The sequence below is a fragment of the Candidatus Syntrophosphaera sp. genome, assembly GCA_019429425.1.
GTDB lineage: Bacteria > Cloacimonadota > Cloacimonadia > Cloacimonadales > Cloacimonadaceae > Syntrophosphaera.
In genome coordinates, this window is the sequence record JAHYIU010000011.1 from 1 (window position 1) to 26,347 (window position 26,347).

At 56.3% G+C, this 26,347-nt stretch carries 22 protein-coding genes; 4 read left to right on the top strand and 18 right to left on the bottom strand.

Going from position 1 to position 26,347, the window contains the following annotated elements; genetic code table 11:
- Positions 1-132 precede the first annotated feature (132 nt).
- The 17 genes from K0B87_02185 to rsxC all read right to left on the bottom strand — a co-directional run bounded on the left by K0B87_02185 (position 133) and on the right by rsxC (position 16,833).
- Positions 133-546: a hypothetical protein gene (locus K0B87_02185; protein ID MBW6513545.1), complete on the bottom strand. Its 414-nt coding sequence runs from the start codon at positions 544-546 to the stop codon at positions 133-135.
- Between the two features lie 9 nt (positions 547-555).
- Entirely contained in the window at positions 556-1,140 is a 585-nt protein-coding gene (locus K0B87_02190; GenBank protein ID MBW6513546.1) for a hypothetical protein, read from the bottom strand.
- A 2-nt stretch (positions 1,141-1,142) separates the two neighbouring features.
- The gene (locus K0B87_02195) at positions 1,143-2,552 is read right to left on the bottom strand and encodes a hypothetical protein (protein ID MBW6513547.1); all 1,410 of its coding nucleotides are present in this window, start codon (positions 2,550-2,552) and stop codon (positions 1,143-1,145) included.
- Complete coding sequence (locus K0B87_02200) at positions 2,552-3,292, bottom strand: ribonuclease Z (GenBank protein MBW6513548.1); 741 nt, start codon at positions 3,290-3,292, stop codon at positions 2,552-2,554. The genes K0B87_02195 and K0B87_02200 overlap by 1 nt, the downstream gene beginning before the upstream one ends.
- Positions 3,289-4,392, bottom strand: coding sequence for an undecaprenyl/decaprenyl-phosphate alpha-N-acetylglucosaminyl 1-phosphate transferase (locus K0B87_02205; protein MBW6513549.1), 1,104 nt, complete (start codon positions 4,390-4,392; stop codon positions 3,289-3,291). The genes K0B87_02200 and K0B87_02205 overlap by 4 nt, the downstream gene beginning before the upstream one ends.
- 143 nt (positions 4,393-4,535) lie before the next feature.
- On the bottom strand, positions 4,536-5,309 hold the full coding sequence (gene lpxA / locus K0B87_02210) for an acyl-ACP--UDP-N-acetylglucosamine O-acyltransferase (protein ID MBW6513550.1): 774 nt from the start codon (positions 5,307-5,309) through the stop codon (positions 4,536-4,538).
- Complete coding sequence (locus K0B87_02215; GenBank protein MBW6513551.1) at positions 5,306-6,703, bottom strand: bifunctional UDP-3-O-[3-hydroxymyristoyl] N-acetylglucosamine deacetylase/3-hydroxyacyl-ACP dehydratase; 1,398 nt, start codon at positions 6,701-6,703, stop codon at positions 5,306-5,308. Before K0B87_02215 ends, lpxA begins: the two co-directional genes overlap by 4 nt.
- A gap of 3 nt (positions 6,704-6,706) precedes the next feature.
- Positions 6,707-7,750 (bottom strand): UDP-3-O-(3-hydroxymyristoyl)glucosamine N-acyltransferase, encoded by a 1,044-nt coding sequence (gene lpxD, locus K0B87_02220; GenBank protein MBW6513552.1) that lies wholly within the window; start codon positions 7,748-7,750, stop codon positions 6,707-6,709.
- Positions 7,747-8,373: an OmpH family outer membrane protein gene (locus tag K0B87_02225; protein ID MBW6513553.1), complete on the bottom strand. Its 627-nt coding sequence runs from the start codon at positions 8,371-8,373 to the stop codon at positions 7,747-7,749. The genes lpxD and K0B87_02225 overlap by 4 nt, the downstream gene beginning before the upstream one ends.
- 41 nt (positions 8,374-8,414) lie before the next feature.
- Entirely contained in the window at positions 8,415-9,869 is a 1,455-nt protein-coding gene (gene gcvPB / locus K0B87_02230) for an aminomethyl-transferring glycine dehydrogenase subunit GcvPB (GenBank protein MBW6513554.1), read from the bottom strand.
- Complete coding sequence (gcvPA, locus tag K0B87_02235) at positions 9,862-11,208, bottom strand: aminomethyl-transferring glycine dehydrogenase subunit GcvPA (GenBank protein ID MBW6513555.1); 1,347 nt, start codon at positions 11,206-11,208, stop codon at positions 9,862-9,864. Before gcvPA ends, gcvPB begins: the two co-directional genes overlap by 8 nt.
- Positions 11,209-11,570: 362 nt before the next feature.
- Entirely contained in the window at positions 11,571-12,605 is a 1,035-nt protein-coding gene (locus K0B87_02240) for an RnfABCDGE type electron transport complex subunit B (protein ID MBW6513556.1), read from the bottom strand.
- A 12-nt stretch (positions 12,606-12,617) separates the two neighbouring features.
- On the bottom strand, positions 12,618-13,220 hold the full coding sequence (locus K0B87_02245; GenBank protein ID MBW6513557.1) for an RnfABCDGE type electron transport complex subunit A: 603 nt from the start codon (positions 13,218-13,220) through the stop codon (positions 12,618-12,620).
- Positions 13,220-13,810 carry an electron transport complex subunit E gene (locus K0B87_02250; protein ID MBW6513558.1) on the bottom strand — a complete coding sequence of 197 codons (591 nt, stop codon included), beginning with the start codon at positions 13,808-13,810 and terminating at the stop codon, positions 13,220-13,222. The genes K0B87_02245 and K0B87_02250 overlap by 1 nt, the downstream gene beginning before the upstream one ends.
- A complete protein-coding gene (locus tag K0B87_02255; protein MBW6513559.1) occupies positions 13,807-14,382 on the bottom strand; it encodes an RnfABCDGE type electron transport complex subunit G in 576 nt (191 codons plus the stop codon). The genes K0B87_02250 and K0B87_02255 overlap by 4 nt, the downstream gene beginning before the upstream one ends.
- On the bottom strand, positions 14,379-15,500 hold the full coding sequence (locus K0B87_02260) for an RnfABCDGE type electron transport complex subunit D (GenBank protein ID MBW6513560.1): 1,122 nt from the start codon (positions 15,498-15,500) through the stop codon (positions 14,379-14,381). The genes K0B87_02255 and K0B87_02260 overlap by 4 nt, the downstream gene beginning before the upstream one ends.
- Before the next feature lie 10 nt (positions 15,501-15,510).
- The gene (gene rsxC, locus K0B87_02265) at positions 15,511-16,833 is read right to left on the bottom strand and encodes an electron transport complex subunit RsxC (protein ID MBW6513561.1); all 1,323 of its coding nucleotides are present in this window, start codon (positions 16,831-16,833) and stop codon (positions 15,511-15,513) included.
- Positions 16,834-18,722: 1,889 nt separating this feature from the next.
- Between rsxC and K0B87_02270 the strand changes: the two genes are divergently transcribed.
- Genes K0B87_02270 through K0B87_02280 form a run of 3 tightly spaced genes read left to right on the top strand, consistent with a single transcriptional unit; the run spans position 18,723 to position 24,586 of the window.
- Positions 18,723-22,163: a DNA polymerase III subunit alpha gene (locus tag K0B87_02270; protein MBW6513562.1), complete on the top strand. Its 3,441-nt coding sequence runs from the start codon at positions 18,723-18,725 to the stop codon at positions 22,161-22,163.
- Positions 22,147-23,262, top strand: a complete 1,116-nt coding sequence (locus tag K0B87_02275) for a GWxTD domain-containing protein (protein ID MBW6513563.1) — start codon at positions 22,147-22,149, stop codon at positions 23,260-23,262. The genes K0B87_02270 and K0B87_02275 overlap by 17 nt, the downstream gene beginning before the upstream one ends.
- Positions 23,249-24,586: a GWxTD domain-containing protein gene (locus tag K0B87_02280; protein ID MBW6513564.1), complete on the top strand. Its 1,338-nt coding sequence runs from the start codon at positions 23,249-23,251 to the stop codon at positions 24,584-24,586. The genes K0B87_02275 and K0B87_02280 overlap by 14 nt, the downstream gene beginning before the upstream one ends.
- Before the next feature lie 96 nt (positions 24,587-24,682).
- Here the strand turns inward: K0B87_02280 and K0B87_02285 are convergent, their stop codons facing one another.
- Positions 24,683-25,063, bottom strand: coding sequence for a YraN family protein (locus K0B87_02285; GenBank protein MBW6513565.1), 381 nt, complete (start codon positions 25,061-25,063; stop codon positions 24,683-24,685).
- An 81-nt stretch (positions 25,064-25,144) separates the two neighbouring features.
- Between K0B87_02285 and K0B87_02290 the strand changes: the two genes are divergently transcribed.
- Entirely contained in the window at positions 25,145-26,245 is a 1,101-nt protein-coding gene (locus K0B87_02290; GenBank protein ID MBW6513566.1) for a YjbH domain-containing protein, read from the top strand.
- Positions 26,246-26,347: the final 102 nt, after the last annotated feature.

Consider the following 26,347-nt stretch of genomic DNA (forward strand, 5'->3'; position numbering starts at 1 on the left):
GGTAGATTATCGAACGGGTCGTTCCGCTTCCGGCTCCGGCCAGGACCAGCAGGGGGCCCTCAGTTTCGGTTACCACCCTGAACTGTTGGTCATTCAGCTCTTTGCGAAAATCTGGGTGCATTACAAACTGGCTTAGGGCAGGACCCTGACGAAGATGGGATCGCAAGCCCTGCCTTCCAGATCCCCATCGGCATAGCTTATGTAGGCCGCCACCCTGTACCAATAGTCACCCTGCCTAACGTCTTCCACGTGGTTGAAAGACGTGGTGGTCACCTCGCCCACCACCTCATACTTGGAAAAATAGGCGTTGCTGCGATAGACCTTGAAGCCGTAGGGCAGGTCGCTGATGGGCGGGTCCCAGCTCCATTGCAGATAGACGTATTTTTGGGGAGCCCCAGCCGGAGAAGTGTTGTAGGCCAGGTTGGTGACGGTTTTTGGCACTTCGATATCGGGATTTCCCAAGGGATCGAGGGGATTGTTTCTTTTCAATCCGCAGCCCACAAGCAGCGCCAAGATGAGTAATAGTGACAGTAGCGGTATCTTCATTATCGATCCCTAAAACTTGAGCTGCAAGCCGTCCGGGCCCATGGTGAGGGTCTTTTTCCCATATTTATCCACAATTTCCTGCCAGACCTGGGCGTTGTATTCATCGGTGGTGAGGATCACGTCGAAGATGTTGTAGGCCCAGATCACCGCGCCCAGGCCAAGGAAGAGCATGGAGTACTGGCGTGGATTCTGCGCCGCGCTGTAGTATTCCTGGATCTCGTCCACCTGGGTGGCGTCCAGGTACTTATTATAATAGAAGCGGCTGCGGTCCCAAAAATAGAGCGATGCGCCCAAGGCCAGCAATTCGCTGCTCAGGATGACCGTGCCTTTGGTCCCGGCCTTGCTGGAGATCTGGCCAAAACCGGGTACCATCACTGATTTGAGGATGGTGGTGCGAATCGGGCTGGACTCGATCTCATACATGTGGAGAAGCTGCTGGCGGTCCAGAAGCTCTTCCCTGTATGCGCTGCGGTCGCGCCAATCCTGCCAGCCGTATTTGGTGCTGTCGGAAAAGGCCTGGATGTCAAACTGGATCTGGGCGGCAAGGCCAAAGCTGATCAGGAGGAAAAGGAGGAGCGGGATGATTCTGGGCATGGTTACCTCATCACATTTTCGGAAAGCTTGTTCAGAGGCAGTATGACCCGGTCGCGGAGATTGACCTGCCAAAGGAAATAATGGGAAAGTGTGGGAGTGACCAGGTCGTAGCGGGCTTCATACTTGTATTGGCCGGCGGACATCATGATCTTCCAGCCCGAATCGCGGATCTCATTGGGATTGTGGATCCTGAGCAATTCATTTTTATGCTGTTGGATGCGGGTGTTCAGCAAACCGCCGCGATATTCGTTGACGATGCGTTGGGCGAAGGCCACTGGATTGGCCTGGGCCTGCACGAGGTTTTGCATCTGGAAGACCTTGTTACGGTATTGCTGAACGTTGTCAAGGTTGCTGGCCTGTTGATAGAGGTCCAGGGCTTCGGAGAATTTGCCGGAGGTTTCCGCCTTTTCGGCTTCCCGATAGATCTCGGCGGCCCGGGCGATGTTTGCCCTGGTGGCGTTCAAACGTGATATGGCCTGGGTCGCCAGGCTGTATTCCGGGATGATGTCGAATGTTTTCTGGTAGTGGAGGAGCGCGTTCTCAAAATCACGCTGGGCGGCGAGTTCGTTGCCCCGCTGGATGAACAGGGATGCCACCTGTTCCAGGCGCCGGTTGACCTCGTCCCGTTTGGAGGGGTCGTATTGCACGGCAATGCGGAAGAACCTGTCCGCCTCGAGGTAATTTTCGCCCTTCAGGAAACTCTCCGCCTGGTTGATGTAGGCTTCGCTGATCATCCTGTTGTTGGTCTCCCCTTCCACGACAGGGTATTTTCCCAGCTCAAAGAGGATGCGCAGTCCTTCGCTGTAGTAGCCCGTGGTATAGAGCTGGCGGGCGTATTCCACCTTGGCGGGCACGATGCGCATGACCAGTTTGCGGGCCGCGACCTCCCAGACATTGTTGGGATACCCGTCAAAGAGGGCCATGTAATCCTGCCAGGCCGCCTCGTGGTCGATGAAGGTGTCCAGCCTGAAGCCTATCCTCCGGTGCAGCATCTCAGCTCTGAGCACCGAACCGGGGATCTCCCTGATGATGGCATTCACATATTCCAGGGACAGGCGTTGGTTTTTTTCTTTCAAAGCCTTGTCTGCCAGTGTCTTGTAGACGTTGCCCAAGGCTTGGTCGGCCTCGGTGGAATTGGAGAGCTTGAGAAAGCGGATGGCCAGGTCCCAGCTTTCCCGTTGCAGCGCCATCAAGCCCAGTTCATAGTAGGATTGGGCGCGCAGCATCTCGCTGCGGGTGACGAGAGCGCCGTTCCGGCCGGTTCTGATATAGGCGTCCAGTTCCTCGATAGCCGCGGCGTAGCGTTTGTTCCGATAGTGGTCTTCGGCACTTCTGAGTTTATTGATCTCGCAGGCGCCCTGGGCCAGGGCCACGATCAGAATGAGAACCAGTTTTATTCTTGCTTTTTTCATCAGGGAATGCTGTAGATATTGTCTTCCAGGGCTGGCTGCATGAGTTCCTGGGGATTTTCCGCCAGCTGGGCTTGCAGGGATTCCGAGATCCCATGCGTGAGCAGGATGCGCGTTATCCCGGCATAGCTCAGCTTGAAGATCTGCGCGGGCTCAGGATGCAATGCGTCGACGATCACCGTGTGGCAGTCCCTCAGGAATAGCTGGATGCAGTCTGTGGTGGCGATGTCTGATGTATAGGCCAGATCTCCAGCGGGAGAACTGATCCGGAAGGCGTAGGAATTCATCTGGTTGGCGAGCTGACTGGCCGCGATGAATTCTTCATAGCCGCGCAAATGGTCTGTCAGAGCGATGGTCACGTCATCATGATGGAGCTCGGCTTCGCGGCAATCCAGGATCTGCAGCGGGAAAGGGAAGCGTTGGGGAAAGGTGTAGAAAAACTGGAAGGTTTCCATCATCCCGCCCGGTCGCTCGGGAAGAAAGAGCTGGAGCGGTTTCTGCCTTTTCTGCAGGTAGAGCATCTGCAAAACCATGAACAATCCGGACACATGGTCGGGATGATAATGGCTGATGAATATAGCGTCCAAAACATCTCCGGCCAGGCCGTGCCTGAGCAACTGCCATGAGGTTCCCTCGCCGCAATCGAACAGCAGGTGCTTGCCTTCGCTGTTCACATACAGGCTGCTCAGATGGCTGCCCTGTTCCGGCAATCCGGAACCTGTTCCCAGAAGGATGAATCTCATTGCCCAACCTTGTTTTTTTTCTGCTGGTTATGCGGCACCACGATGGGGATCTGGTCCAGCTTGCTGCCCATGACCAGAAAGAAGATCGCGAACATCAGGGTCGTGGCCAGCAGCAGGATCCTGTTGCCGGTGATGAAGATGATGATGGTGGTCAGCACGATCAGGATGTTGATCGCGTAAACTATCAGGGCAGTGATCTTTATGGAACCGAGGGCGGTGTTTATGCGATGGGTGGAATGATCCCTGCCGCCCTGCATCACGTGCCGTCCGTCCCGTTTGCGGGTATAGCTCACCAGCGAGATGTCGAAGATGGCGTAGCTGAGCAGGAGCACAGGCAACAGGTAAAACATGTTGTCTTCCCTGGTCAGGACAGCGTAACGCGCCATCAGGATCCCCATCGAGGAGAGGAAATAACCGATGAACATCGATCCGGCATCGCCCAGGAAGATCTTGGCGGGATTGAAATTGTAAGGCAGGAAACCAAAGGTGGAGCCCGCGAAGCTCAATGAGATCAAGCCGATGAAGGCCATCTCGCTGCCGTTGGAACTGGTGGTATTGGTGAGGCTGAAAGCGAAGAAGCCCAAACCCAGGATCCCGGCCATGCCGCTGATGATGCCGTCCATGTTGTCCAGGAAGTTCAGGGCGTTCATCAGGCCCACCATCCAGAGCACCATGATGGGCAGGGAAACATAGACCGATCCAAACATGTCCTGCAATTCCGGAAGCTGGAAATTGCTCAGGATGAAGACCAGGCTGACCGTCAACTGGCCCAGCAGCTTAACGGCGGGATTCATGCCCCTGAGGTCGTCGAGCAGGCCGAGGCAGACGATGATCACTGTCCCCAGCAGATAGCCGATCATGGCTGTGTCGAAATAGCGGGCTGGAGATATCGTAACGTCGTAGAGGCAAAGCAGGATGAAACCGATGAAGACGCTCAGCCCACCCAGCAGGGGAGTGCTGCTCAGGTGGATCTTCCGCGCTTCCGGCTTATCCACGAAGTTCAGCGCGCGCGCCATCCTGATGATGAACGGCGTCAGACTGTACACGAGCAACCAGGACATAATGAACACACTAGCGTATTCCCATGTCCGATCTTCCATAACGATACTCCAGTTGATAGTTTAGGCAAAACTCGCGGCTGCCGGTTTTTTGTCAATGCAAAAAGGGCTGCGGTCCGAACGGGATAAGTTTTTATGGATCGCATCCATCTTCCATCCTGCACCAAGCGAAACCTGTGCCGCGATCAGGTGGATAGGCCCCGCTCCGCGTTGCGGACGAAATCGGCAAACACCTTTTGCTCCGGGGTCAGTTCTCCCAGCGAGTCCACGGCTTCCAGGGCCTGGGAGGTGTTCAATCCCTCTCGGTAAAAGAGGTTGTAGATCCTCTTGATGGCGGCGATGGATTCGTTGGAAAAGCCTTTGCGCATCAATCCCACGCTGTTCAGGCCGACCGTTTTATAGGGATTTCCCTGGCCGCGGGTGTAGGGGGCGATATCTTTTTTGATCGCGGATGCCCCTCCCACAAAGGCGTGCGTCCCAATATGCACAAACTGGTGGATGGCAGTAGCGCCTCCGATCGTTACGTGGTCTGAGATCACCAGATGGCCCGCCATTTGGACCGTGTTGGCGATCACACAAAACGAGCCGATTTGGCAATTGTGGGCCACGTGGACGTATTCCATCAGGAGGTTGTTATCCCCAACGACGGTGTCTTCCGCGGCCTGGTTGGAGCGGTTGATGGTCACGAACTCCCGGATGGTGTTTCTGCTGCCGATGCGCAGGCCGGTGAGTTCGCCTGTGAATTTCAGGTCCTGGGGTTCGGTGCCGATCACGGCATAGGCGAAAAACCTGTTGTCGAGGCCGATCTGGGTCTGGCCGGAGACGATGACGTTGGAGACAAGGGTGTTTCGGGCTCCCAGTATGACTTCTGGGCCGATCTGGCAATAGGGTCCGATGACGCAATCATCGCCGATGACGGCCCCTGCCTCGATGATCGCGGTGGGGTGGATGCGGGTCATTTGTTCTTCTCCTGGAGCATGGCCATGAAATCGCCTTCGGCCACCTTTTCCGAGCCGACAAAGGCTTCGCCGTGCATTTTTGAGATCGTCTTCTTCAGCGAGATCACTTTCATCTCGTAGCGCAAAGTATCGCCGGGCAGAACGGGTTTGCGGAACTTGACGTTGTCGATGGAGGCGAAATAGGCCACATATTGGGACGGGTCAGCGAGTTGATTGAGCAAGATAATGCCTCCTGTCTGCGCCATTCCTTCGATGATGAGCACTCCGGGCATGATCGGATGGCCGGGGAAATGGCCCTGGAAGAAGGGTTCGTTGATGGTGACGTTCTTGATGCCGATGATGGATTCAGAGGGTTTGAGGTCGATGATCTTATCCACCAGCAGGAAGGGATAGCGATGGGGTATGATGCGCATGATGGCATTGATGTCGAACACCACGTCCTTGGCGTCGGTTTTTTGGTATTGCTTCTTAAGCTCCTGCTTGAGCTGGATCTTGCGCAGCTTTTTCACCAGTTCCACATTGGTCTTGTGGCCGCTGCGGGCAGCCAGGATGTGGCCCCGGATGGGCATTCCCAGCAGGGCGATATCGCCCAGGAGATCAACCACCTTGTGGCGCACGAATTCATTGTGATAGCGCAGGGGATGGTTGTTCAGGATCCCTTCCGGGGAGACGGTGACCGGTTCATGGTAGCCAAAAACGTCCTGCAAGTGCTTCAGTTCGGCGTCGGTCATGTCCGGCTCCGCGATCACGAGGGCGTTTTCCAGCGAACCGCCTTTGATCAGGCCCATTTCCTTGAGCTGCAGGATCTCGTTGATGAAACAGAAGGTGCGGGCACCGGCGAATTCCTTTTCGAAGTGCTTGATGCTTGGCAGCCAGGTATATTGGGTGCCCAGATAGGGATGCTTGTAATCGATCATGAAGGTGACCTTCAGTTCGTTGGAGGGCACGATCACGATATCCACGTTCTCTTCCCCGGCTGAAAAACTGATCGCTTCGTCAAATTCGAAATAGACCCGCTCGGAATCCTGCTGCACCAGGCCGGCTTTGCGCAGAAGATTCAGGAAAACGATTGGCGAGCCGTCCGCCACCGGAGCTTCCGGGCCGTCGATCTCGATGCGGATGTTGTCGATCGCCAGGCCTTTGATGGCGGAAAGGACGTGCTCGATCGTTCCCACGGTGGCGCTTTTGAGGCCGATCGTGGTCCCGCGTGATATATCCACCACGTGGTCGATGTCCGCGGGGATCTCCGGTTTGTCGGGCAGGTCGACCCGGACGAAAACAATGCCTTCGTCCTTCTGGGCTGGTTTGAAGCGGATCGTGGAGATCTCGCCGGAATGGAGTCCGATCCCGGTGTAGGATACTTCTGAACGGATCGTATGTTTAAACTCTGTCATGGCTCAGTCCTTGTCGGGGTGGTTTTTTTGCTGTTTGATGAAATTCCTGTATATCTCCGGCAGGTGCTTCTGGGCGACGAAGTTGCGTTTGAAGGTGTTGGCATCCACGGCGGGAGATCCCAGGTAACGGCCGTCCGCCGGGATGTCTGAAGTGACGCCAGCCTGGGCTCCGATCATGGCCCTGTCGCCGATGGTCAGATGTCCTGCCGCGCCCACCTGTCCGGCGAGATAAACGTAATCGCCCAAAATCGTGCTTCCAGCCAGGCCAACATGGGCGCAGAGGATGCAGTGCCTGCCAATGCGGCAATTATGGCCGATCTGGACATGGTTGTCGATCTTGGTGCCGTCTCCCACCAGCGTGGTGCTGAGCGTGCCGCGGTCGATGGCTGTGTTGGCGCCGATCTCCACGTTGTTGCCAATCCGCACGTTGCCGATCTGGGGGATCTTGTGCTGCATCCCGTCCATGAGGATGAAGCCAAAGCCGTCCGCCCCGATCACCGCACCGCTATGGATGATGGTATCACTGCCGACCTCGCATTCTGGGTATACGACAACATTGGGGTAGAGCCTGGTTCCCGCGCCGATGGTGACATCATCCCCAAGCACGCAATTGGCGCCGATACAGACGCCAGCGCCGATCCGGCAATTCCTGCCGACTACGGAGTTGGCCCCCAGGCTGACACCTTCTCCCACATCTGCCGAGGGATCCATCACCGCGGAGGGATGGATGCCCGGCTGGGGCTTGTCTGAACACTTTTCCAGCCACCAACTGACCAGACGCATCAACCCGAAATAGGGCTTGGGATGCAGGATCAGATTGCGGCCAGGCAGCTTTGAAGCTCCTTCCGGAGTGCAGAATATCAAGCCCGCGGATGAGTTCTGAACCACGGCCAGATATTTTTCCTGCTCCCAGAAGATGATGCTGGCCGGATCGGCCTCGGCGGGATCGGCAACGCTTTGCAGCAGGAGGTCTTCACTGCCGCGATACTCCCCTCCGCAAACCGCCAATATCTCCGCGGGTTTGAGGGCCTGAGCGAATTTCTTCATGGTTTGTCGGGTTTGAACTCGTCTCTGAACATGTCTTCGGGTTTGGTCTCTCCGCCAATGGGGAACTGCTGTTCCTCAGGCTTGAAATCGTCGTCGGTGGGCCTCACGGTGTCTTTGTTGAGCTCAAGCAGGATCTGGTCCGTCAGGTCCAGAGAAGGCAGGGCGTAGAGGACGGTGCCCATACTGACGTCGAAGATCATCGTGTATTTCTCGTCCTCAGCGGTCTTCTTGATCAGATTGTGGATCTTGAGGGTGAGGGGGTCGATCAGTTCGCGGTAGCGTTGTTCCGCTCTTCCGCCTTCGCCGAAGTATTCCTCCAGCATCCTGCCGGCCTCGGCCTTCCGGGCGTCGATCTTGGACTGGGCTTCGCGCTTGGCGGCCTCGGTCTTGGTGAGTTTATCGATCTCGAAATTGCGTTCCATCTGCTTGATCTGTTCGTCAAGCTGGCGGATCTGGTTGGTCCAGTTTTGCTTGTCCAGATTGAACAGGCGCGAGATCTCGGCCGCTTCATTGCTTTCCAGAAGCAGGCGGTCGGTATTCACATAGCCCAGCTTGGCTGCCTGGGAAAATCCCAGGGAAACCAGTCCCAAGCCCAACAGGATGAGTATCAGGGTCTTTTTCATTGTATCTCCTAAATCTTTATCGGTTCAAGCTTTCCGCCGGATCAGTCCGGGAGCGGAAAGAGGGGGTCGAGCACTTTTACGGCGCGAACGTCATCCACCCTGCGCACCGGCGTGGTGAGCGGCGCTTCATGCAGCAGTTCCGGATTTTCCCGGCATTCCCGCGCGATCCCGATCATGGCATCAGCAAAGGAATCCAGGGATTCTTTGCTTTCGGTTTCGGTGGGCTCCACCATCAGCGCCTCCGGCACGATCAGGGGAAAATAGATCGTGGGCGCGTGGAAGCCCTTGTCCAGCAACCGCTTGGCGATATCCAGGGTGCTGATCCCAAATTCCTTTTTCTGCCACTGGCCATCCGCCACAAACTCGTGCATGCAATGTTCCGGATATTGGATATGGTAATAGTCCTTGAGCAGGGCCTTCAGATAGTTGGCATTGATCACGGCGTTTTCTGATACGCGCCTGATCCCTTGCGGGCCCAGCATCTTGATGTAGACATAGGCGCGCAGGTTGACAGCGAAGTTGCCGTAGAAGCTGTGCACCTTGCCGATGGAGCTGGCTGCGTGAGCGTAATCCAGGAAATAGCCATCCCCGCCTTTGGCTACGAGGGGCACGGGCAGATAGGGGACCAGTTTTTCCACCACTCCGACCGGCCCGCTGCCGGGCCCGCCGCCGCCATGAGGCGTGGTGAAGGTCTTGTGCAGATTGAAGTGCATCACGTCGAAGCCGATCTTGCCGGGCTGGACTATTCCCATGATGGCGTTCAGGTTCGCCCCGTCCATGTAGATGAGGCCGTCCACGGCGTGGATGATGGAGGCGATCTCCTCGATCTGGTCTTCGAACAGGCCCAGGGTGTTGGGATTGGTGAGCATGAATCCGGCGGTGCGGTCATCCACCAGGCTTTTCAGGTGCTGGATATCGCAGCGGCCGCGGGCGTCGGATTTGAGTTCCACGACCTCGTAACCGACCAGGGAGCAGGTGGCCGGATTGGTGCCGTGCGCTGAATCGGGGATGATGATCCTGGTCTTGTGCTGGTTGCCTTTGGCCTTGTGGTAGGCGGCGACGATCTTGATGCCAGTAAATTCGCCCTGCGCGCCGGCCACGGGCTGCAGCGTCACCTGGCTCATGCCGGAGATCTCCGCCAGAGCACTCTGCAATTCGTAAAGGATCTCCAAAGACCCTTGCAGCGTGCCTTCCGGCTGGTAGGGATGGAGGTTGTTGAAGCCGGAATGGCGGATCAGGGATTCATGCAGCTTGGGATTGTATTTCATGGTGCAGCTGCCCAGGGGATAGAGTCCCTTTTCGATGAAGTGGTTCTTGTGGGAAAGCGCGATGTAGTGGCGCATGACGTCCAGTTCGCTCACTTCGGGCAGGCGTGCTTTTTTCTGCCTGAGGTTTTCCGCGGGGATGAGGCTTTCCAGGGGGGTGTCGATCTCGCGGGCCGGAAGGGTCACGCCCCGCCTGCCTTTGACGCTGTATTCAAAGATGGTCTTACTCATGGTTCAACTCCCGCATTGCCGCTACGAATTCATCGATCCTGGCCTTGGTCTTCTTTTCCGTGACCGCGATCAGCAGTTCATTCTGATGCCCGAAGCGCTGCAGGTCCACTCCGGGATAGATGGATTGATCCAGCATTTCGGAAATGATCCGCTCCGCCGGGAGCTTGGTTTTAAGGACAAATTCCTTGAAAAAGGGTGCGGAGGGGTAGGCCAGCCCGCAGCCGGGGACCTTGGCCAGTTCCGAGGCCAGGTAATGCGCTTTCTGGGCGCTCTGGGTGGCCGCTTCCACCAAACATTCGCGTCCCATCAGGCTCAGATAGACCGTGGCGGCCAGAGTGCAGAGGGACTGGTTGGAACAGATGTTCGAGGTCGCCTTGGCCCGCCGGATATGTTGTTCCCTGGCCTGGAGGGTGAGAGCGTAGGCCCGCTTTCCTTCTTTGTCCAAAGTTCCGCCGACGATCCGGCCCGGCATCATGCGCGCCATGTCCAGCTTGGTGGCGAAAAAGCCGAACAGCGGCCCGCCCATGTACATGCTGTTTCCCAGGGCCTGGCCTTCGCCCACGGCTATATCAGCCCCGTAAACAGCAGGTGGAGTGAGTATCGCCAGGGAAATGGGATCCACGGCCGCGATCAGCAGGCATTTGGGGTTGGAATGAACGATGCCGTCCAGAGCCTGAACGGGCTCGATATTGCCATAAAAATTGGGGGTTTGCACCACCACGCTGCCGACGCTCTCATCCATCATGCCCCTGAGGGCTGCGATATCCAGAACTCCGTCTTTGGCAGGGCAGGTGAGCAGTTCCACGCCGATCCCCTCGGTGTAGATGCTGATCACTTTGACGTATTCGGGATGCAGGGTGGCGGGGAGGATCGCCTTCAGCAGCTTGTTTTTGCGCGCCGCCATGAGGATCGCTTCCGCGATGGCCGAAGCCCCGTCATACATCGAGGCGTTGGCGATCTCCATTCCGGTGAGCTCGCAGATCATGGTCTGGTACTCATAGATGAATTGCAAAGTGCCCTGGCTCACCTCGGCCTGATAGGGGGTGTAGGCCGTGAAAAATTCCGGGCGGGAAACGATCGTGTCCACGGCGGCGGGGATGAAATGGTCATAGACGCCGGCCCCGAGGAAGGAATTGGCGCTTTGCGCGCAGAAGTTTCCGGAGACCCGTTCATTGATCAATCTGGTGATCTCCAGCTCCGATAACGGCTCATCCAGGGCCAGAGGCTGTTTCAGGCGCAGTTTTTCCGGGATCGAGGCGATCAGCTCTTCAAACGAGCTCACTCCGATCCGGCCGAGCATCTCGCGCCGTTCCGCGTCGGTATTGGATATGTAGGGCATTATCTCTCCTTGCTGACAGCTTATGCCGAAAGTATGATTTTTATCACTTTTCTGGATGCGCGGATTATGTCAATTGTAAATTTGAAAAACCAGTTCTGAGCGACAGGGCTGCTGTTTTTCAAGGTTGCCTTTTTCCCCCTTTTTTCTGGCTCACCCGCCACTCACTTATCTCCCGCCGAGTACCCGCCAAGCCGGCGGGTGGTTAACGGGAGGCGGGCAAGAGGCGGGTGAGCCGGAGATAAGGGCGGAAAAGCAAGGGAAATGCGGGTAACCAGGATATCCAGGGAACGATTCAGGGGCAATGATAACAAAAGGGACGGCGCGGGCCGTCCCATCTGGTAACAATAATTGGCAGCAGAGGGTCAGTCAACCATCCTGATCGCCTGCTTGGGGCATTTCTGCACGCAGATCTCGCAGCCGACGCATTTATCCCGGTCGATCTTGTGCAGCTGCTTCACTTCCCCTGTAATGGCCTGCACGGGGCAGTTTTTGGCGCAGATGGTGCAGCCGATGCAGAGTTCGTCGATGATCCCGGCTTTTTTCCGGGCGCAGCAGAGCAGGTCGAGGATCGCCCCTGTGGGGCAAACCGTGGCGCAGAGGCCGCAGTTGATGCAGACGGAGTAATCGATCCGGGCCAGGTTGTTTTCGATGGTGATGGCCTGGACCGGGCATTTCTTGGAGCAGATCCCGCAGCCGATACAGGGATGGCCGCTGCCGCATAATTGTTTGGCCAGCGGGCCTTTATCCTGGGAGGAGCAGTTGATGTGCACGTTGCGGTTGACCGGCACGAGGTCGATGAGGCCGCGGGGGCAGGCTTTGACGCAAGCGCCGCAGCCGGTGCATTTTTCGGGGTCGATGACGCGCATTCCACTGGCATCGATGGAGATCGCGTCGAACTTGCAGGCCCTGAGGCAGTCGTTGTAGCCCACGCAGCCCCAGGCGCAGGCGTTGGGCCCTCCGGCGATGTTCACGGCCGATTTGCAGCTTTCAATGCCGCGGTAGGCGTATCTCCGGTTGGTGTTCTCGTAGCCGCCTGAGGAGCAATGGATCACGGCGATCTTGGGGATGGCGGATCCGGCCTCCATGCCCATGATCCTGGCTATGGCTGCCGCGGCGGCTGCTCCGCCCGGGGCGCAGAGGTTGATCTCCAAACCCTCGTGGACGATCGCGTCCGCGTAGCCCGCGCAGCCTGCTTTGGCGCAGCCTCCGCAGTTGGCTCCGGGCAGGGCGGCGATGATCTGTTCCACTCTCGGATCGACCTGCACTTCAAAGATCTTGGAGGCGAAGGCCAGGATCAATCCAAAGACCAGGCCCATCGCGCCGACGATGATCACCGGAAGCCCGATCTGGGAGACGATTCCAGCCGCGAGGGGAAGGGATATCAAAGCAAAAGTCATCTCACCCTCCCTTTAGATCTTCAGGCCCATGAAGCCGTAAAACGCCAAAGCCATGATCCCCGCGAGGATCAACCCGCTGGGCATGCCGCGCATGCTTTTGGGCATATCCACCAGTTCCAGGCGCTCGCGGATCCCCGCCATGGCCAGCAGCACCAGGGTGAAGCCCACCCCGGAGAAGAAGCCGTTGAGGATGGCAAAGAGGAAGTTGTAGCTCGATCCGTCGGCCAGGGGCGTCACGTTGAGGATGGCCACGCCCAGAACGGCGCAATTGGTGGTGATCAGGGGCAGATACACTCCCAGCGAGCGATACAGGGCCGGGGCGTTCTTTTGGATCACCATTTCCACAAACTGCACCAGAGAGGCGATGGTGAGGATGAAGGCCAGGGTGCGCAGATACTCTATATTATAAGGAAGGAGCAGATATTTGTAGATCAGGAAAGTGATCGCCGAGGCCAGGGTCATCACGAAGATCACGGCCATGCCCATGCCAAAGGCGGAATCCAGCTTTTTGGAGACACCCAGGTAGGGGCAGAGGCCCAAAAACCTTGCCAGAACGAAGTTTTGGATGAAGATGGCGGTTATCGCCAGCACGAAGATTTGTCCGAGGGTACCCATTATTTCTTCTCCTTCAGCATGTTCATGGCGGCCATCAGAAAGCCCAGCGTGATGAAAGCGCCGGGCGCCAGAATGGCCATCAGCATCGGATCGTAGGCATTGGGCATGACCCTGATGTTCAGCCAGGTGCCGTTGCCCAGGATCTCGCGGAAAGTTGCAACCACCACCAGCGCCAGGGTGAAGCCCAGCCCCATGCCGATCCCGTCGGCCAGGGAATTGAGCACGTTGTTTTTGCTGGCAAAAGCCTCCGCCCGGCCCAGGATGATGCAGTTCACCACGATCAGCGGGATGAACAGGCCCAGCGATCTATGCAGGTCCGGCACGTAGGCGGCCATCATCATGTCCACGATGGTCACGAAGGAGGCGATCACCACGATGTAGACCGGGATGCGGATCTTGGCCGGGGTCACGTTCTTGATCAGGGAGATGATGAGGTTGGAGCAGACAAGCACGAAGGTGGCCGCGGCGCCCATGCCGATGGCGTTGTTCACGGAGGTCGAGACGGCCAGGGTGGGGCACAATCCCAAAACGATCACGAAGATCGGGTTTTCCTTGATGATGCCTTTGGTGAGTTGAGCCATGAATTTCATCGTATAACCTCCCTTTCTGCCAGTTTGGCCTCGACGTCCTTTTGCACAGCGAGGATCTGTTCCTTAAGCGAACTGGCGATGGCCCGCGAGGTGATCGTCGCGCCCGTCAGGGAAGCGATCCCGCCGCCGTCTTTGTCCACCAGGACCTGGTCAATTGCCAGGCCTTTGAATTTGCCGGTGAATTCCGGTTTGGTGCAGTTCGCGCCCAGCCCGGGGGTTTCGGCTTGTTCCACGATCTGGATGTTGATCACGTTAAAATCATTGTCCACGGCGGCCATGGTCTTCACCGTGCTGCTGTAGCCGGCTTTGGCGGCCGTGAAGGTATAGCCTTTGATCTGGTTGGTCTCCGGATTGCGGGCGATGAAATAGACCAGGGAATCCGCGTCGGCGACGTAAGCGGCCACCCGGTCGAATTCCGCGCCGGGGATCAAGAACTGGCGGGCCTCCATTTCCTGTTTCGCCTTGAGCTGGTCGATCCTGGGCCTGGTGATGGAATTCACATAGGCCAGGATGCCGGTTGCAACGGCGCAAAAGAGCAAAAGGATGAGGCCGAGTTTGAGGTAGTATCTCATTTCTTCACCTTCCCGAAAGCTTTTGGCATGGTTATCTTGTCGATCAGGGGCGTCATCACGTTCATGAACAGGATCGAATAGGAAACGCCTTCCGGATAGCCTCCCACCAGGCGGATCACCACAGTGAGCACTCCGCAGCCGATGGCAAAGACGATCCTGCCGTTCTTGGTCAGCGGGCTGGTCGTGTAGTCCGTGGCCATGAAAAAGGCCCCCAGCATCAAACCGCCTGAGAAGATATGGAAGAAGGGCAGCATGACCGAATAGCCAGTTCCCGGGATACTCCCGAACAGGAAGGTGAGGATAAACACCGTTCCAATGTAGAACAGCGGGATGCGCCATTCGATGATGTTCTTCCAGAGCAGGTAGAGAGCGCCCAAAAGGAGCGCGAAAGCGGAAACCTCGCCGATGCAGCCGCCGATATTGCCCCAGAACAGCGATTTGAGCGTGCCCAGGTCGAAGAGGCTGTTGAAGATCTTGTTGCCGAGGTCGGAATTGAGGGCGGGATCGCTGGTCATGGTGTTCACAAAGCTGGTGTCACGCAGGGTCTGGGCCACTTTCAGGGGCGTGGAGCCGGTCACCAGGTCGTAGGCCTTGGTGGAAAGTGCCTGCAGGTTGGGATGGATCAGGTTCAGATTCGTGATCCCGTTGATGGAGGCTTCATTCAGGCCGCGCTTGAGCGTTGGCACCCAGCAGTTCCCCGTCATCAGCGAGGGCCAGGAAGCCAGCAGGAAAGCCCGGCCCAGGAGGGCGGGATTCACGGGATTGTTGCCCAGCCCGCCAAAGACCTGTTTGCCCACGGCGATGGCGAAAACGGAGCCCATGACGGGCAGCCACCAGGGCGAGCCGGCGGAGATGTTGTAGGTGAGCAGCATGCCGGTGAGGACGGCGGAACCGTCATAAACAGTGACCGGCACCTTGCGCAGTTTCTGGATCAAAGCTTCGGTGAGCACCGCGGCGGCGACCCCGATCAGGGTGAGCCAGAGGGTGCGGAAGCCCCAGTAATAAACGGAAAACAGCAGCGCCGGGAGCAGCGCGAGCACCACGTTCCACATCACGTTCGGGATGCTGGTGCGGTCGTGCAGATGGGGCGCGGGGGAGACAGTGTATCTATCTTTCATCGTCAAACCTCTATTTCCTGGCCCGCAGGCGTTCGGCCTGGCGGATCTTGCCGGTGTCGATCCATTGCACCAATCTGATGTGCGCGGGGCAGACATAGGCGCAGCTTCCGCATTTCATGCAGTCTTCGAGCCCGCTTTGGACGGCCAGGTCCAGGTCCGCGCCTTTCACCGCCTGGGCGATCAGGCTGGGCAGCAGGTTCATTGGGCAGACGTCCACGCAGCGGGCGCAGCGCAGGCAATTCCGTTCCTCGATCTCGCCGGCTTCCTTTTGGCCCATCAGCACCAAGCCGCTGCTTCCCTTGCCCATCGGGGCTTCCAGGCCGGGCAGGGCAAAGCCCATCATCGGGCCGCCGGAGATCGCCTTGCCGATTTCCGCGGTGGTGCCGCCGCAAAATTCCACCAAATCGGCCAGGGGTGTGCCGATCCGCGCCATGAGGTTCTTGGGGTTTTTGACGATGCTGCCGGTGATGGAGATGACCCTTTCCACCAGGGGCTTCTTATAGCGGACGGCCTCATAGATCGCGCGGGCGGTACCCACGTTTTGCACCACCACGCCCACAGCCATGGGCAATCCGCCGGCCGGAACCTTGCGCTTCGTAGCGGCGTAGATGAGCTGCTTTTCCGCGCCCTGGGGATATTGCAGTTTCAGGGGCACAACGTTGATCTTGCTTTCCCCGGCGAGCAGCTTGCCCAGCAGTTCGATGGCGTCGGGCTTGTTCGCCTCGATGCCGATGCTGCCTTGGGTCGCGCCCAAAACCTTCATCAGGATCTTCAGGCCGCTGATGATCTCCTCCGGCTTTTCCAGCATCAGCCGGTAATCCGAGGTCAGATAGGGCTCGCATTCCACCCCATTGAGGATCACCGTGTTGATCGGTTTGTCCTCGGGCGGGGAAAGCTTCACGAAGGTGGGAAATCCGGCCCCGCCCATGCCGCAGATGCCCGCGTCGGCGATCCGCTGCTTCATCTCGGCGGCGGGAAGTTCCAGAAAACCAGGATTGTCAGTCATTTCCACCCAGCTGTCCAGTCCGTCGCCGGTGATCTCGATCGCTTTCATCATCGCTCCCGCGGGATGGGGGAAGATATCGATTTTGGTGACCTTGCCGCTGATGCTGGCGTGCTGGGGAATGGATACGAACCCCGCGGCCTCGGCGATCAGCTGGCCGGTTTTCACCTCATCGCCAACCTTGACGACAGGGCTGGAAGGCCCTCCGATATGCTGGGAAAGGGGGATCACCACCCGCGGGGGCAGAGGCGCCGGCTCGATCCCGGCCGAGGCGGAAAAATGCTTGTAGTCATGGGGATGGACACCCCCGGGGAAGGTTTTTAGCTTCATTAACGCTCCCTTGGTCTCTTGCGAGTCTGGAATTTTTTTTTGTGTCCCACATTTTGAACCTGTCCATATCAGGCAAGTTTTTTTTTGGGCCACGGCCTCAGCAAGCCCTCCCGCACTTTTTGCCAGCGGAAAATCGGAGGATGATCACAAACACGGAGACGCAGAGGGTGGAACGCCCCACTCTTAACTCTTAACTCTTAACTCTTAACTCTTAACTCTTCACTCTTCACTCTTAACTCCAATTCCCCCGCCACCAATCCGCCACCCGCCGACCAACCGCCGGCTTGGCGGGAACTCGGCGGGAGATAAGTGAGTGGCAGGCGGGTCGCGTATCAGAAACATACAACTCCGTCAATTGTGGGTTACCCATTTTTCCTACTGATTCCGTGGATCAAACGGATTGGACGGAGATTGAGGTTTCCCGCAGATTGGGTGGGATCCGTCCACGAATTACACGAATTACACGAATTACGCGAATTGGCAGGATGGAAGGGTGCGCGGGTTCGCATGGCCTTTCCGGGAAAATGGATTCACAACCAGGAAATGGATTCACAAGGACATGTGAATCTGTTATCTGCATGTATGCCAATGTGATATGCAAATGGATTCACAAAAAACGGAGCCTGTATGCCCCCCCCCAACGGGCATTCAGACCTGAAGAGGCGGATGATCATAGGCGGTGTGTGAAGCGGCCTTGGGGAGCGAAACCCCCGTAATGGTGGGGCGAATAATCATGGCAAGCCCCGCAGGGGCGGCAGAGCATAGGCGGGAGGTGAAGCGAAGCGAAACCCCCGTAACGGTAAGGCGAATAATCATGGCAAGCCCCGCAGGGGCGGAAGAGCATAGCCCAGGGTGGCAACCCTGGGAGTATGAGGCGTTGATTCGAAATATTTGTCAAAGCCCCACCCCACCCTTGTCCGCGGCTCTTGTTGAGACGCGGACAGGGGTGGGGGTGGGGAATCCGGATTGGGGTACGTGATCCTTCCAAAACCCAGGGTTGCCACCCTGGGCTAAGATCTGCCGCCCCTGCGGGGCTTATCCTGACATTTCGGGTATCCAGCGCCCCAGGGTTGCCACCCTGGGCCAAGATCTGCCGCCCCTGCGGGGCTCAGTCTGTAGGCAAACCGGTTTCAACCGGTGCAGGACAATAGGCCCGGGATTCATCCCGGGTATTTATGGAGGGATCGTTTGTTTCCCCAAATTCCCCACCCCCACCCCAAACACAGTTGCAACTGTGTTTGGGTAGAGGGTGGGGCCAGCAACAACGAACACACCAGCTTTTAATACGACGGCTAAAGCCGCCGCCTATATTCCTTCACCCCACCTGCGGCGGGGTTGGTCAACGAGCTGCCGCCCCTGCGGGGCTTATCTTAGACATAACCGGCATCCCTGCACAAGGGGGGGGGCAATCCTGTGGGTATGCCTCCCATCCAGGGTTTGTAGAATAAAGTAATATATAAAAATAAAATTATATAATATATAAATATATCTATATACATATAGAGATAGCATTAATGCAGCATAGTTCTTATCCCAGCACCTCTGCCAAGCAGCTGGCGCACAGCCTGGGAAATCTGTGAATCGGTTTGCGTAACTGTATGGCCTGTATGACAAAAATGGATTCACATGTCCTTGTGAATCCATTTGTTGCTTGTGAATCCATTTGGAGCTGGCCTCAGCACTGGCCAGGACGAATCATTCCCAGCGCGTTCCGAGGCGCTTCACTCAAGTAAGCGGGAAGTGACAGGCGGGCAGGAGCTTAGAGTTGACAATGGCATAACGGCCTGATTGGCGGTGAGTTAGGGAACATATTCAAAAAAAGCAAATTATCCTTTGACAAAATCCGGGCGTTGGCAAATCTATCCTTTAAGAGAAGGGAGAGACCAAAGATGTCTTTTGTACATTTGCATAACCATACGCAATACAGCCTTTTGGACGGCGCCTGCCGGGTGGACAGGATGGTGAAACTGGCTGTGGAATACGGCATGCCGGCGGTGGCGATCACGGACCATGGCAACCTCTATGGCGTGATCGATTTCTATAAGTGCGCCAGCAAGGCCGGGATCAAGCCGATCATCGGCATCGAGGCCTATGTCATCAACGGCGAGCTGGACAGCGAGCACCACAAGAGCGACATCCGGCAGCATCTCGTTCTCCTGGCCAAGGATTTCCAGGGCTACAAGAACCTGATGAAGCTCTCCTCGATCTCTTTCATCGAAGGTTTTTACTACAAACCGCGGATCAGCAAGAGCCTCCTGGAGAAATACAGCGAAGGCCTGATCTGCCTCAGCGCCTGCGTCAAGGGCGAGATCCCCGCGCTGCTTCTGAACGGCAGGGCAGAGGAGGCCCGGGAAGCGATCAGCTGGTACCAAAGAGTGTTTGGCGACCGTTTTTACCTCGAGATCCAAAACCACGGCCTGGACTCCGAAAAGGAGGTGATGCCGGTCCTCATCGCCCTGGCCAGGGAAATGGGCCAGCAGCTTGTGGTGACCAACGATTGCCACTACCTGCACAAGGAAGACTACGAGGCCCACGACATCCTGCTTTGCATCCAGACCGGCAAGGGCTTGAGCGAGCAGAACCGCCTGCACTACAACACCGACCAGCTCTATTTCAAGACCGAGGAGGAAATGCGGGAGCTTTTCCCCGACGTGCCGGAGGCTTATGAGAACACTCTGAAGATCGCGGAGCTGATCGACCTGGAGCTGGGGTATGACAAGTTTCTGCTGCCGGAGATCGAGACTCCGCCGGAATTTGAAGACATGGGCGCTTATCTCCGGGCCCTATGTGAAGAGGGGGCCAGGGAAAAATATCCCGAAATCTCTGATGAGGTCCGCTCCCGGATCGAATTTGAACTCGATGTGATCCATAGAATGGGCTTTGACGGCTATTACCTGGTGGTGAAGGACCTGATCGACAACGCCCGCAAGCAGGGGGTGCCCGTGGGGCCGGGACGCGGTTCCGGAGCTGGCAGCATCGTGGCCTATCTGCTGAACATCACCCAGATCGACCCGATCCGCTACGGGCTGATGTTTGAGCGCTTCCTCAACCCGGACCGGATCAGCATGCCGGATTTCGACATCGATTTCTGCGCCCAGGGCCGGGGCAAGGTGATCGACTACGTGGTCCAGAAATACGGCCGCAACAGCGTTACGCAGATCATCACCTTCAGCACGCTGGGCGCCAAATCAGTGATCAAGGACGTGGCCAGGGTGCTGATGGTGCCAGCCAGCGAAGCGAATAACATCACCAAGACCATCCCCTACGGCAAAAACCTGGAGGAAGCCTATAAGGAATCCCCGGATTTCAAGCATCTGATCGACAACAACGAGCTCTATCAAAGCATCTACAAACACAGCCTGGTTTTGGAAGGATTGATCCGCCAGACCGGGATCCACGCGGCGGGACTGGTGATCGCGCCCGGCGACCTGACCGAATACATCCCCCTGACCTGCAGCACCCAGAAGGATGCCGACAACAACATCCTGGTCCAGTATGAAGGCAAATGGCTGGACGAACTGAAGTTTCTCAAAATGGACATCCTGGGGCTCAAGACCCTCACCTTGATCCAGAAGACGGTGGACCTGGTGAAGCAGGCGCACAACATTGGCCTGGACGTGGAAAACCTGGACCTGACGGACAAGAAGGTCTATCAGCTGCTGGGGAAAGGGGAGACGGACGGCGTCTTCCAGTTCGAATCCGACGGCATGCGCAAATACCTGATGGAACTAAGGCCCAACATGTTTGAGGACCTGATCGCCATGGTCGCCCTGTTCCGGCCCGGCCCGATGCGCTTCATTCCGAACTACATCGCGCGCAAGCATAAAAAGGAAAAGGTCGAATACGACCATCCCATCATGGAGAACAGCCTGAGGGAAACCTATGGGGTCACGGTCTACCAGGAACAGGTGATGCAGATATCCCGGGAGATGGCTAATTTCACAGGCGGAGAGGCCGATTCGCTGCGCAAGGCCATGGGCAAAAAGAACCATGAGCTCTTGATGCGTTTCAAGCAGAAATTCGTCGAGGGAGCGACTGCCAACCAGGTGACCGAAAGGGTGGCGGACAAGATCTGGCAGGATTGGGAGAAATTCGCTCAATACGCCTTCAACAAATCCCACGCCACCTGTTACGCTTTGGTGGCCTACCGCACGGCCTGGCTCAAAGCTCATTATCCGGTGGAATTCATGGCCGCCCTGCTTTCCCTGGAGGACGACCCCGCGGCAGTGCCGGTCAAGATCGAGGTCTGCAAGTCCATGGGGATCAAGATCCTGCCTCCCAACATCAACCGCAGCGACAAGGAATTCAGCGTGCGCGGCAAAGAGGTGCGGTTTGGCCTGAAGGCGATCAAGAACCTGGGCGAGGCGGCGATCAACGCCATCGTGGAAGACCGCGTGAAGAACGGCACCTACGGCAACATCTTCAATTTCTGCTCCCGGCTGGACAGCAGCGCGATCAACAAAACCGTGCTGGAAAGCCTGATCGCCAGTGGCTCGATGGATGAACTGGAGGGAACCAGGGCGCAGAAATGGGCCGTGATCGAACTGGCCCTATCTTTCAATACGGGAGCGCAAAGGGACAGGCGGATCGGGCAGACCTCGCTGTTTGACCTGATCACCTCAGACGAGTCCACCGAAGAGTATTATCCGCCTCTGCCAATCGAGGATCCCTGGAGCTATGCCTACCAATTGGAAAAAGAAAAGGAAGTGCTGGGTTTCTACATGGGCGGGCATCCGCTCTATGAATACCGCAGCCTGATCCGGCACCTTACCAACGCCGACGCCAAGAGCGGCAAGGGCAAGGCGAACCAGGACCTGGTCTTGGCGGGGATCGTGACCGCCATTTCCCGCAAACGCGACGCCAAGGGTAATCCAATCGCCTTTGTGGAGTTCGAAGACCTGGCCGGCAGGTATGAAGTTGCGCTGTTCAACCACGACTACCAGACCCATTATCCCAAGCTGGCCGCCGGGAGCATCTTCTTTGTGTTCGGCACCAAATCCGGTTTCAACGGCAACGACGACAACCTGCTGCGGATCGTGCCTGCGAACCTGATCGCCCTGGAAGAACTGCCCCAAATCCTGAAAGGTGAGATCCGGCTGAATATCAAACAGGAAAAGATCTCCCCAGAGTTGGTGGACGCGTTGGACCGCCTGACCCGCAAAGCGCGGGGTGGATTCACCCTCAAAACCAGCATCAGCAATGAAAACGGCGATGCCTACTTGCTGGAAGCCCAGAAAAAGATCTTTCCCCATAACGCCCTGCTTGAGTGGATGGAAGAGGAAAAGCTGGATTTCAGCCTCAAATTGAGCAGCGATGAGAAGAGCAATTAAACTTTCCCTGTTGCTTCTGCTGGCCTGCGCGGCACTGGGCGGGCAGGAACTGATCTACGAAAAGTATCCGGAGGGGGTGGACCTCTGGGTGCTGATACCCTATAATTCCCTGCTATTCAGGCAGGACGCGGACGCGGTCGAGTATCAGCTGACGCTCGAGATAAAAAACCAGGCGACCAGGCAGACCTGGAATTTCGAGCAAGTCATCCCCGTGCTGAAGAGGGATTGGCTGCAGAACACCGCCCTGCCTGTGTACTTCCAGGCGGAGCTGGACCCCGGCAAGCATCAGGCCCTCCTGCGCTTGAAGAATCTGGCCACGGGCGGCAAAACCGACCTGAAACGGACATTCTCGGTGGGCGAGGCTTTCACTGAGATCGGCCAGCCCTATCTGCTGGTTTTGAAAGAGGGGATATCCTTCATTCCCTCCGATCTGGGCAAGCTGCCGGTCCCTGTGGAGAACTGCGGCATCAGGCAGAAATTCAGCGCGGCGATCGACAGCGTTCACATCACGCTGCGAGACAGCCTGCTCTATATTCTGAATCCCGAACGCGAGATCCGGAGCGACCTGACCCGGTTTGTCAACAACGACTCGGCCGGGAACCTTGCCATCAGCTTCTTTGAAGGGAATATCCGCTACAACATGGCGCCCTTCCTCTTCAACCAGTGGTTCACCTACAACGCCCGCTACAGCTATAAGGAACAGATCCAGCAACTGCGCTACATCGCCAACCAGAACGAATGGAAGAGCATTCGCTCCGTTCCGGAGGACATGTATCAAGAGGTGATAGACCGGTTCTGGCAAGTGCATGATCCCAGCCCCGGAACGCTGCGCAACGAAGCCCGCGAAAGTTTCTACCAAAGGGTGATCACGGCCGATGAGCGGTTCACCGTCCACAAAAGATTGAAGGGTTGGAGCTCCGACCGCGGTAGAATATATATCAAGTACGGTGAACCGGACGAAATTTACAGTGAGGTCCATCCCATCGACCTGTATCCGTTCATAATCTGGTACTATTACGGCCAGAATCTGGAATTTGTGTTTTCCGACACGGGCGGATTCGGCCAATTCAGACTGAGGAACAAAGATGAGGAATATTAGACGCGCTTTGCCGGCCATCCTGCTCTGCCTGGCCGGAGGACTGTTTGCCAACCAGCTGATCAACCTGCACGTGAGCTCGCAGCGCTTCCTGGACAGGGATGGCAACACGGTCATTCATATCGATTACCAGATACCCTATGGCAATCTGGTCTTCCTGGCCCATAAGGGCGGCTATTTCGCGGAAGTGGACGTGACCGTGGATGTGGCTCGGGGCGACAGCGTCCTGTTCAGCCAGGCCATCCGCGACAACATCGGGATCACCAACAAGGACGACGCTGGCTCGGGCAAATCTTACCTGAACCGGGTGAGCTATATGCTTGACAGGGAAAGCCCCTACCTTTTCCGGATGACCGCGACCGACCTCAACTCCCAAAGAACCGCAGCCTGGATGTTCTCAGCCAACAGCCTCGAACCCGATGCCGCGCTAAGCGATCTGGAACTCTGCAGCCGGGTCTATCCGGACAGCAGCTCCTACCTGGGCAAGTTCCACCGGGGCAAGATGCTGTATCAAACCCAGCCTTCCCGGATCTTCGACAAGAATGTAAGCGACAACCTTTCCCTGTTCTTTGAGATCTACACGGCCCCGGACAAGCTGGGAGAATCAGCTTTACTGGTCCTGACCGTTGCCAAGGACAGCGTGCTGGTGCTGGACGATTTCATAGATTACACGCCCCAAAGCGAGGTGGAAGGGGTCACGCTCAAGATCCCCCTGATCGACCTGGCCCCGGGAAAATACCTTGGCTCATTGGAATACCAGCTGGATGAGGTCGCCACGGCCAGGGAGTTTGAGTTCTTTGTGACCGAGCCCCGCCAGGAAGTGAATTTTCTCTTCACGCAGCCTGACGATGATTATCAGCTGCTGAAGTATTTCCTGGGCGGCAGCGTCACCTCGGACTGGAAAAACTACGACGAGGCGACCAAGCGCAGGTATGTCAGCCAGCTGTGGAGAAGCCTCGCCAATTCCAGGTCCATGGGCATCCAGGACTTGATCGAGTTGGTCCGCGAACGGGTCGAATACGCCAACCGCTACTACGGCCATTTCAATCCCGGCTGGACCTCCGACATGGGCAGGATCCACATCCGCAACGGCAAACCGGATGAGATCGACAAAGATACCACATCAGACGATACCCGCTACGTGCGAAAGGATTACCAGATCTGGAAGTACAGGGGCAGGCTCAACGCTGTGTATTTGTTCGTGGACATCCAAATGAACGGGAACTACAGGTTGGTCTACGTCAAAAACGACGAAAGCGAAAATTCCAATCCCGATTACCTGAGATATTTGGGAAGTGACTTTGACACTTCAATTTTGGGCAATTAACGGACCTGAAGAATTATTTAGGCTTGATTTGAAGTATTATATGTGATATTGGATTACAAAGAAGATGAACAAAACTTGCGGATCTGGCCAGAATTTCTATAGCACCGGCACGAACGCATCTTCAAGGTGCTCAAGCTTATATGTGTCGGTGTCGCCAAAATACAACAAAATAATGATGTCGAAACGTATCTTTGGCTTGACATATTCAGGGTGCAAAATAATATATCTTTGAGCAGTGGTTGAGATACGCCTTTGCTTGGTGTATCCAATATTCATCAATGCTTGTCTTATAGAGTGTTTGGAACGTGTTTTGACCTCAACGAACACTAGGTTTTCTTCGTTTTGAGCGACAATGTCGATCTCACCTGTATCTGCGCGGAAGTTCCTGTGCAGTATTGCGTAACCCTTGCTGATCAAATACTTTGCTGCGAGGTCTTCTCCAGTATGAAAGAGTTCCGTTGATTTTTGCTTTTGCATGGAGCAAAAAAAAGCTTGACGGAAAATATGTCAATGTTATTATGCCCTGAGATTAAAATGCACCGAAAGGTGGAGGGAAGTATGAAAAGATTAGTTTTGAGCGTTATAGTTCTGGCAGCCACCTTTGGCTTGATGGAAGCCGCTCCGTTCCAGACTCTTGGACTGCTGCGGACGCCAGACGCGTATGTTTTACCCCACAAAGCGGCTGAATTGGTATTGGTAGGCTATTACCGCAATGTTGAGGCCCCCAGTTACGTAGGTGACGAATACAACGGCTTCATTCCCTACGGCATGATCGGCGTGGGAATCCTGGACCGGGTCGAACTGGGATTCTTCGGGGGAGACGATGTCTATTTCATGAACGCCAAGCTGAAAGTTATCCAGGAGAGCGGCACCCTTCCCCAGATCTCTGTCGGCATGGACAACATATTCTCCCCGGTTAACAAGCACAGGGCGCAGGATTACAATCCTGATGATTATCCTGACATTGAATGGGCCGACCACCCGGACAAGGTTGACTACGAATACTACTCTCCCTATGTGGTGGCGTCCAAGCAGGCCGTGTTTGGGGGCTTGTCCTGGATGTTCAATCTGGGCTGGGGCCAAAACCGCTACACCGGCCAGGTTGCCCGTTCCAGGATCTTCAACGGCTTGTTCAGTTCCATCGAGATCTCGCCCTTCAAGGATTTTGCCATCCAGGGAGAATACGACGGCAAGGATTTCAACGCCGGATTGAAGTACACGGTCAAGAATTTCACTTTCCGGCTGGGCGGAGAAGCCCTTGAGGACCTGGCCAAAGGTTCTGAGGGAAATGGCTACGAGAAAAATCTCCGGCTTGCTTTTGGGGTTTCATACCTTTTTGACAAGTATGCCGAAGCGAAGCGTAGACCGGAACTTCGCCGCTATGCCCAGGATACGGACATGGACGGCACCAAGATCGTGACCGGCGGAGAGATTCCCGTTGGCGTCACGGAATCTGGCACCTCTGTGTCCATTCTAACTCCCGGTACTTCTTTGCAGTCTCCTGGCATAGTTGAATCAAGCTCATACAAGGAACTTTCTCCTGAAGTAAAGGACTTGCTGGCAGAACTGAGAAATCTTCGTGAAGAACGCCAAAAGGCGCAGAAAGCTCTTGAAGATCTGCGCAAGTGGTTGCAAGAGCTGCAGGAACAAAACAACTAGCCAAGTGTTCAATCACCCGTTGATTGATGTTGGTGGCCAATACGTTCATACTTCCCTTGAACAGGAAAGAGATCAGGATGCATCCCCGGCTGCATCCTGATA

Coding starts and splice junctions, on each gene's coding strand:
- K0B87_02185 (MBW6513545.1), bottom strand. CDS start 546: ATGAAGATACCGCTACTGTCACTATTACTCATCTTGGCGCTGCTTGTG.
- K0B87_02190 (MBW6513546.1), bottom strand. CDS start 1,140: ATGCCCAGAATCATCCCGCTCCTCCTTTTCCTCCTGATCAGCTTTGGC.
- K0B87_02195 (MBW6513547.1), bottom strand. CDS start 2,552: ATGAAAAAAGCAAGAATAAAACTGGTTCTCATTCTGATCGTGGCCCTG.
- K0B87_02200 (MBW6513548.1), bottom strand. CDS start 3,292: ATGAGATTCATCCTTCTGGGAACAGGTTCCGGATTGCCGGAACAGGGC.
- K0B87_02205 (MBW6513549.1), bottom strand. CDS start 4,392: ATGGAAGATCGGACATGGGAATACGCTAGTGTGTTCATTATGTCCTGG.
- lpxA (MBW6513550.1), bottom strand. CDS start 5,309: ATGACCCGCATCCACCCCACCGCGATCATCGAGGCAGGGGCCGTCATC.
- K0B87_02215 (MBW6513551.1), bottom strand. CDS start 6,703: ATGACAGAGTTTAAACATACGATCCGTTCAGAAGTATCCTACACCGGG.
- lpxD (MBW6513552.1), bottom strand. CDS start 7,750: ATGAAGAAATTCGCTCAGGCCCTCAAACCCGCGGAGATATTGGCGGTT.
- K0B87_02225 (MBW6513553.1), bottom strand. CDS start 8,373: ATGAAAAAGACCCTGATACTCATCCTGTTGGGCTTGGGACTGGTTTCC.
- gcvPB (MBW6513554.1), bottom strand. CDS start 9,869: ATGAGTAAGACCATCTTTGAATACAGCGTCAAAGGCAGGCGGGGCGTG.
- gcvPA (MBW6513555.1), bottom strand. CDS start 11,208: ATGCCCTACATATCCAATACCGACGCGGAACGGCGCGAGATGCTCGGC.
- K0B87_02240 (MBW6513556.1), bottom strand. CDS start 12,605: ATGACTTTTGCTTTGATATCCCTTCCCCTCGCGGCTGGAATCGTCTCC.
- K0B87_02245 (MBW6513557.1), bottom strand. CDS start 13,220: ATGGGTACCCTCGGACAAATCTTCGTGCTGGCGATAACCGCCATCTTC.
- K0B87_02250 (MBW6513558.1), bottom strand. CDS start 13,810: ATGAAATTCATGGCTCAACTCACCAAAGGCATCATCAAGGAAAACCCG.
- K0B87_02255 (MBW6513559.1), bottom strand. CDS start 14,382: ATGAGATACTACCTCAAACTCGGCCTCATCCTTTTGCTCTTTTGCGCC.
- K0B87_02260 (MBW6513560.1), bottom strand. CDS start 15,500: ATGAAAGATAGATACACTGTCTCCCCCGCGCCCCATCTGCACGACCGC.
- rsxC (MBW6513561.1), bottom strand. CDS start 16,833: ATGAAGCTAAAAACCTTCCCCGGGGGTGTCCATCCCCATGACTACAAG.
- K0B87_02270 (MBW6513562.1), top strand. CDS start 18,723: ATGTCTTTTGTACATTTGCATAACCATACGCAATACAGCCTTTTGGAC.
- K0B87_02275 (MBW6513563.1), top strand. CDS start 22,147: ATGAGAAGAGCAATTAAACTTTCCCTGTTGCTTCTGCTGGCCTGCGCG.
- K0B87_02280 (MBW6513564.1), top strand. CDS start 23,249: ATGAGGAATATTAGACGCGCTTTGCCGGCCATCCTGCTCTGCCTGGCC.
- K0B87_02285 (MBW6513565.1), bottom strand. CDS start 25,063: ATGCAAAAGCAAAAATCAACGGAACTCTTTCATACTGGAGAAGACCTC.
- K0B87_02290 (MBW6513566.1), top strand. CDS start 25,145: ATGAAAAGATTAGTTTTGAGCGTTATAGTTCTGGCAGCCACCTTTGGC.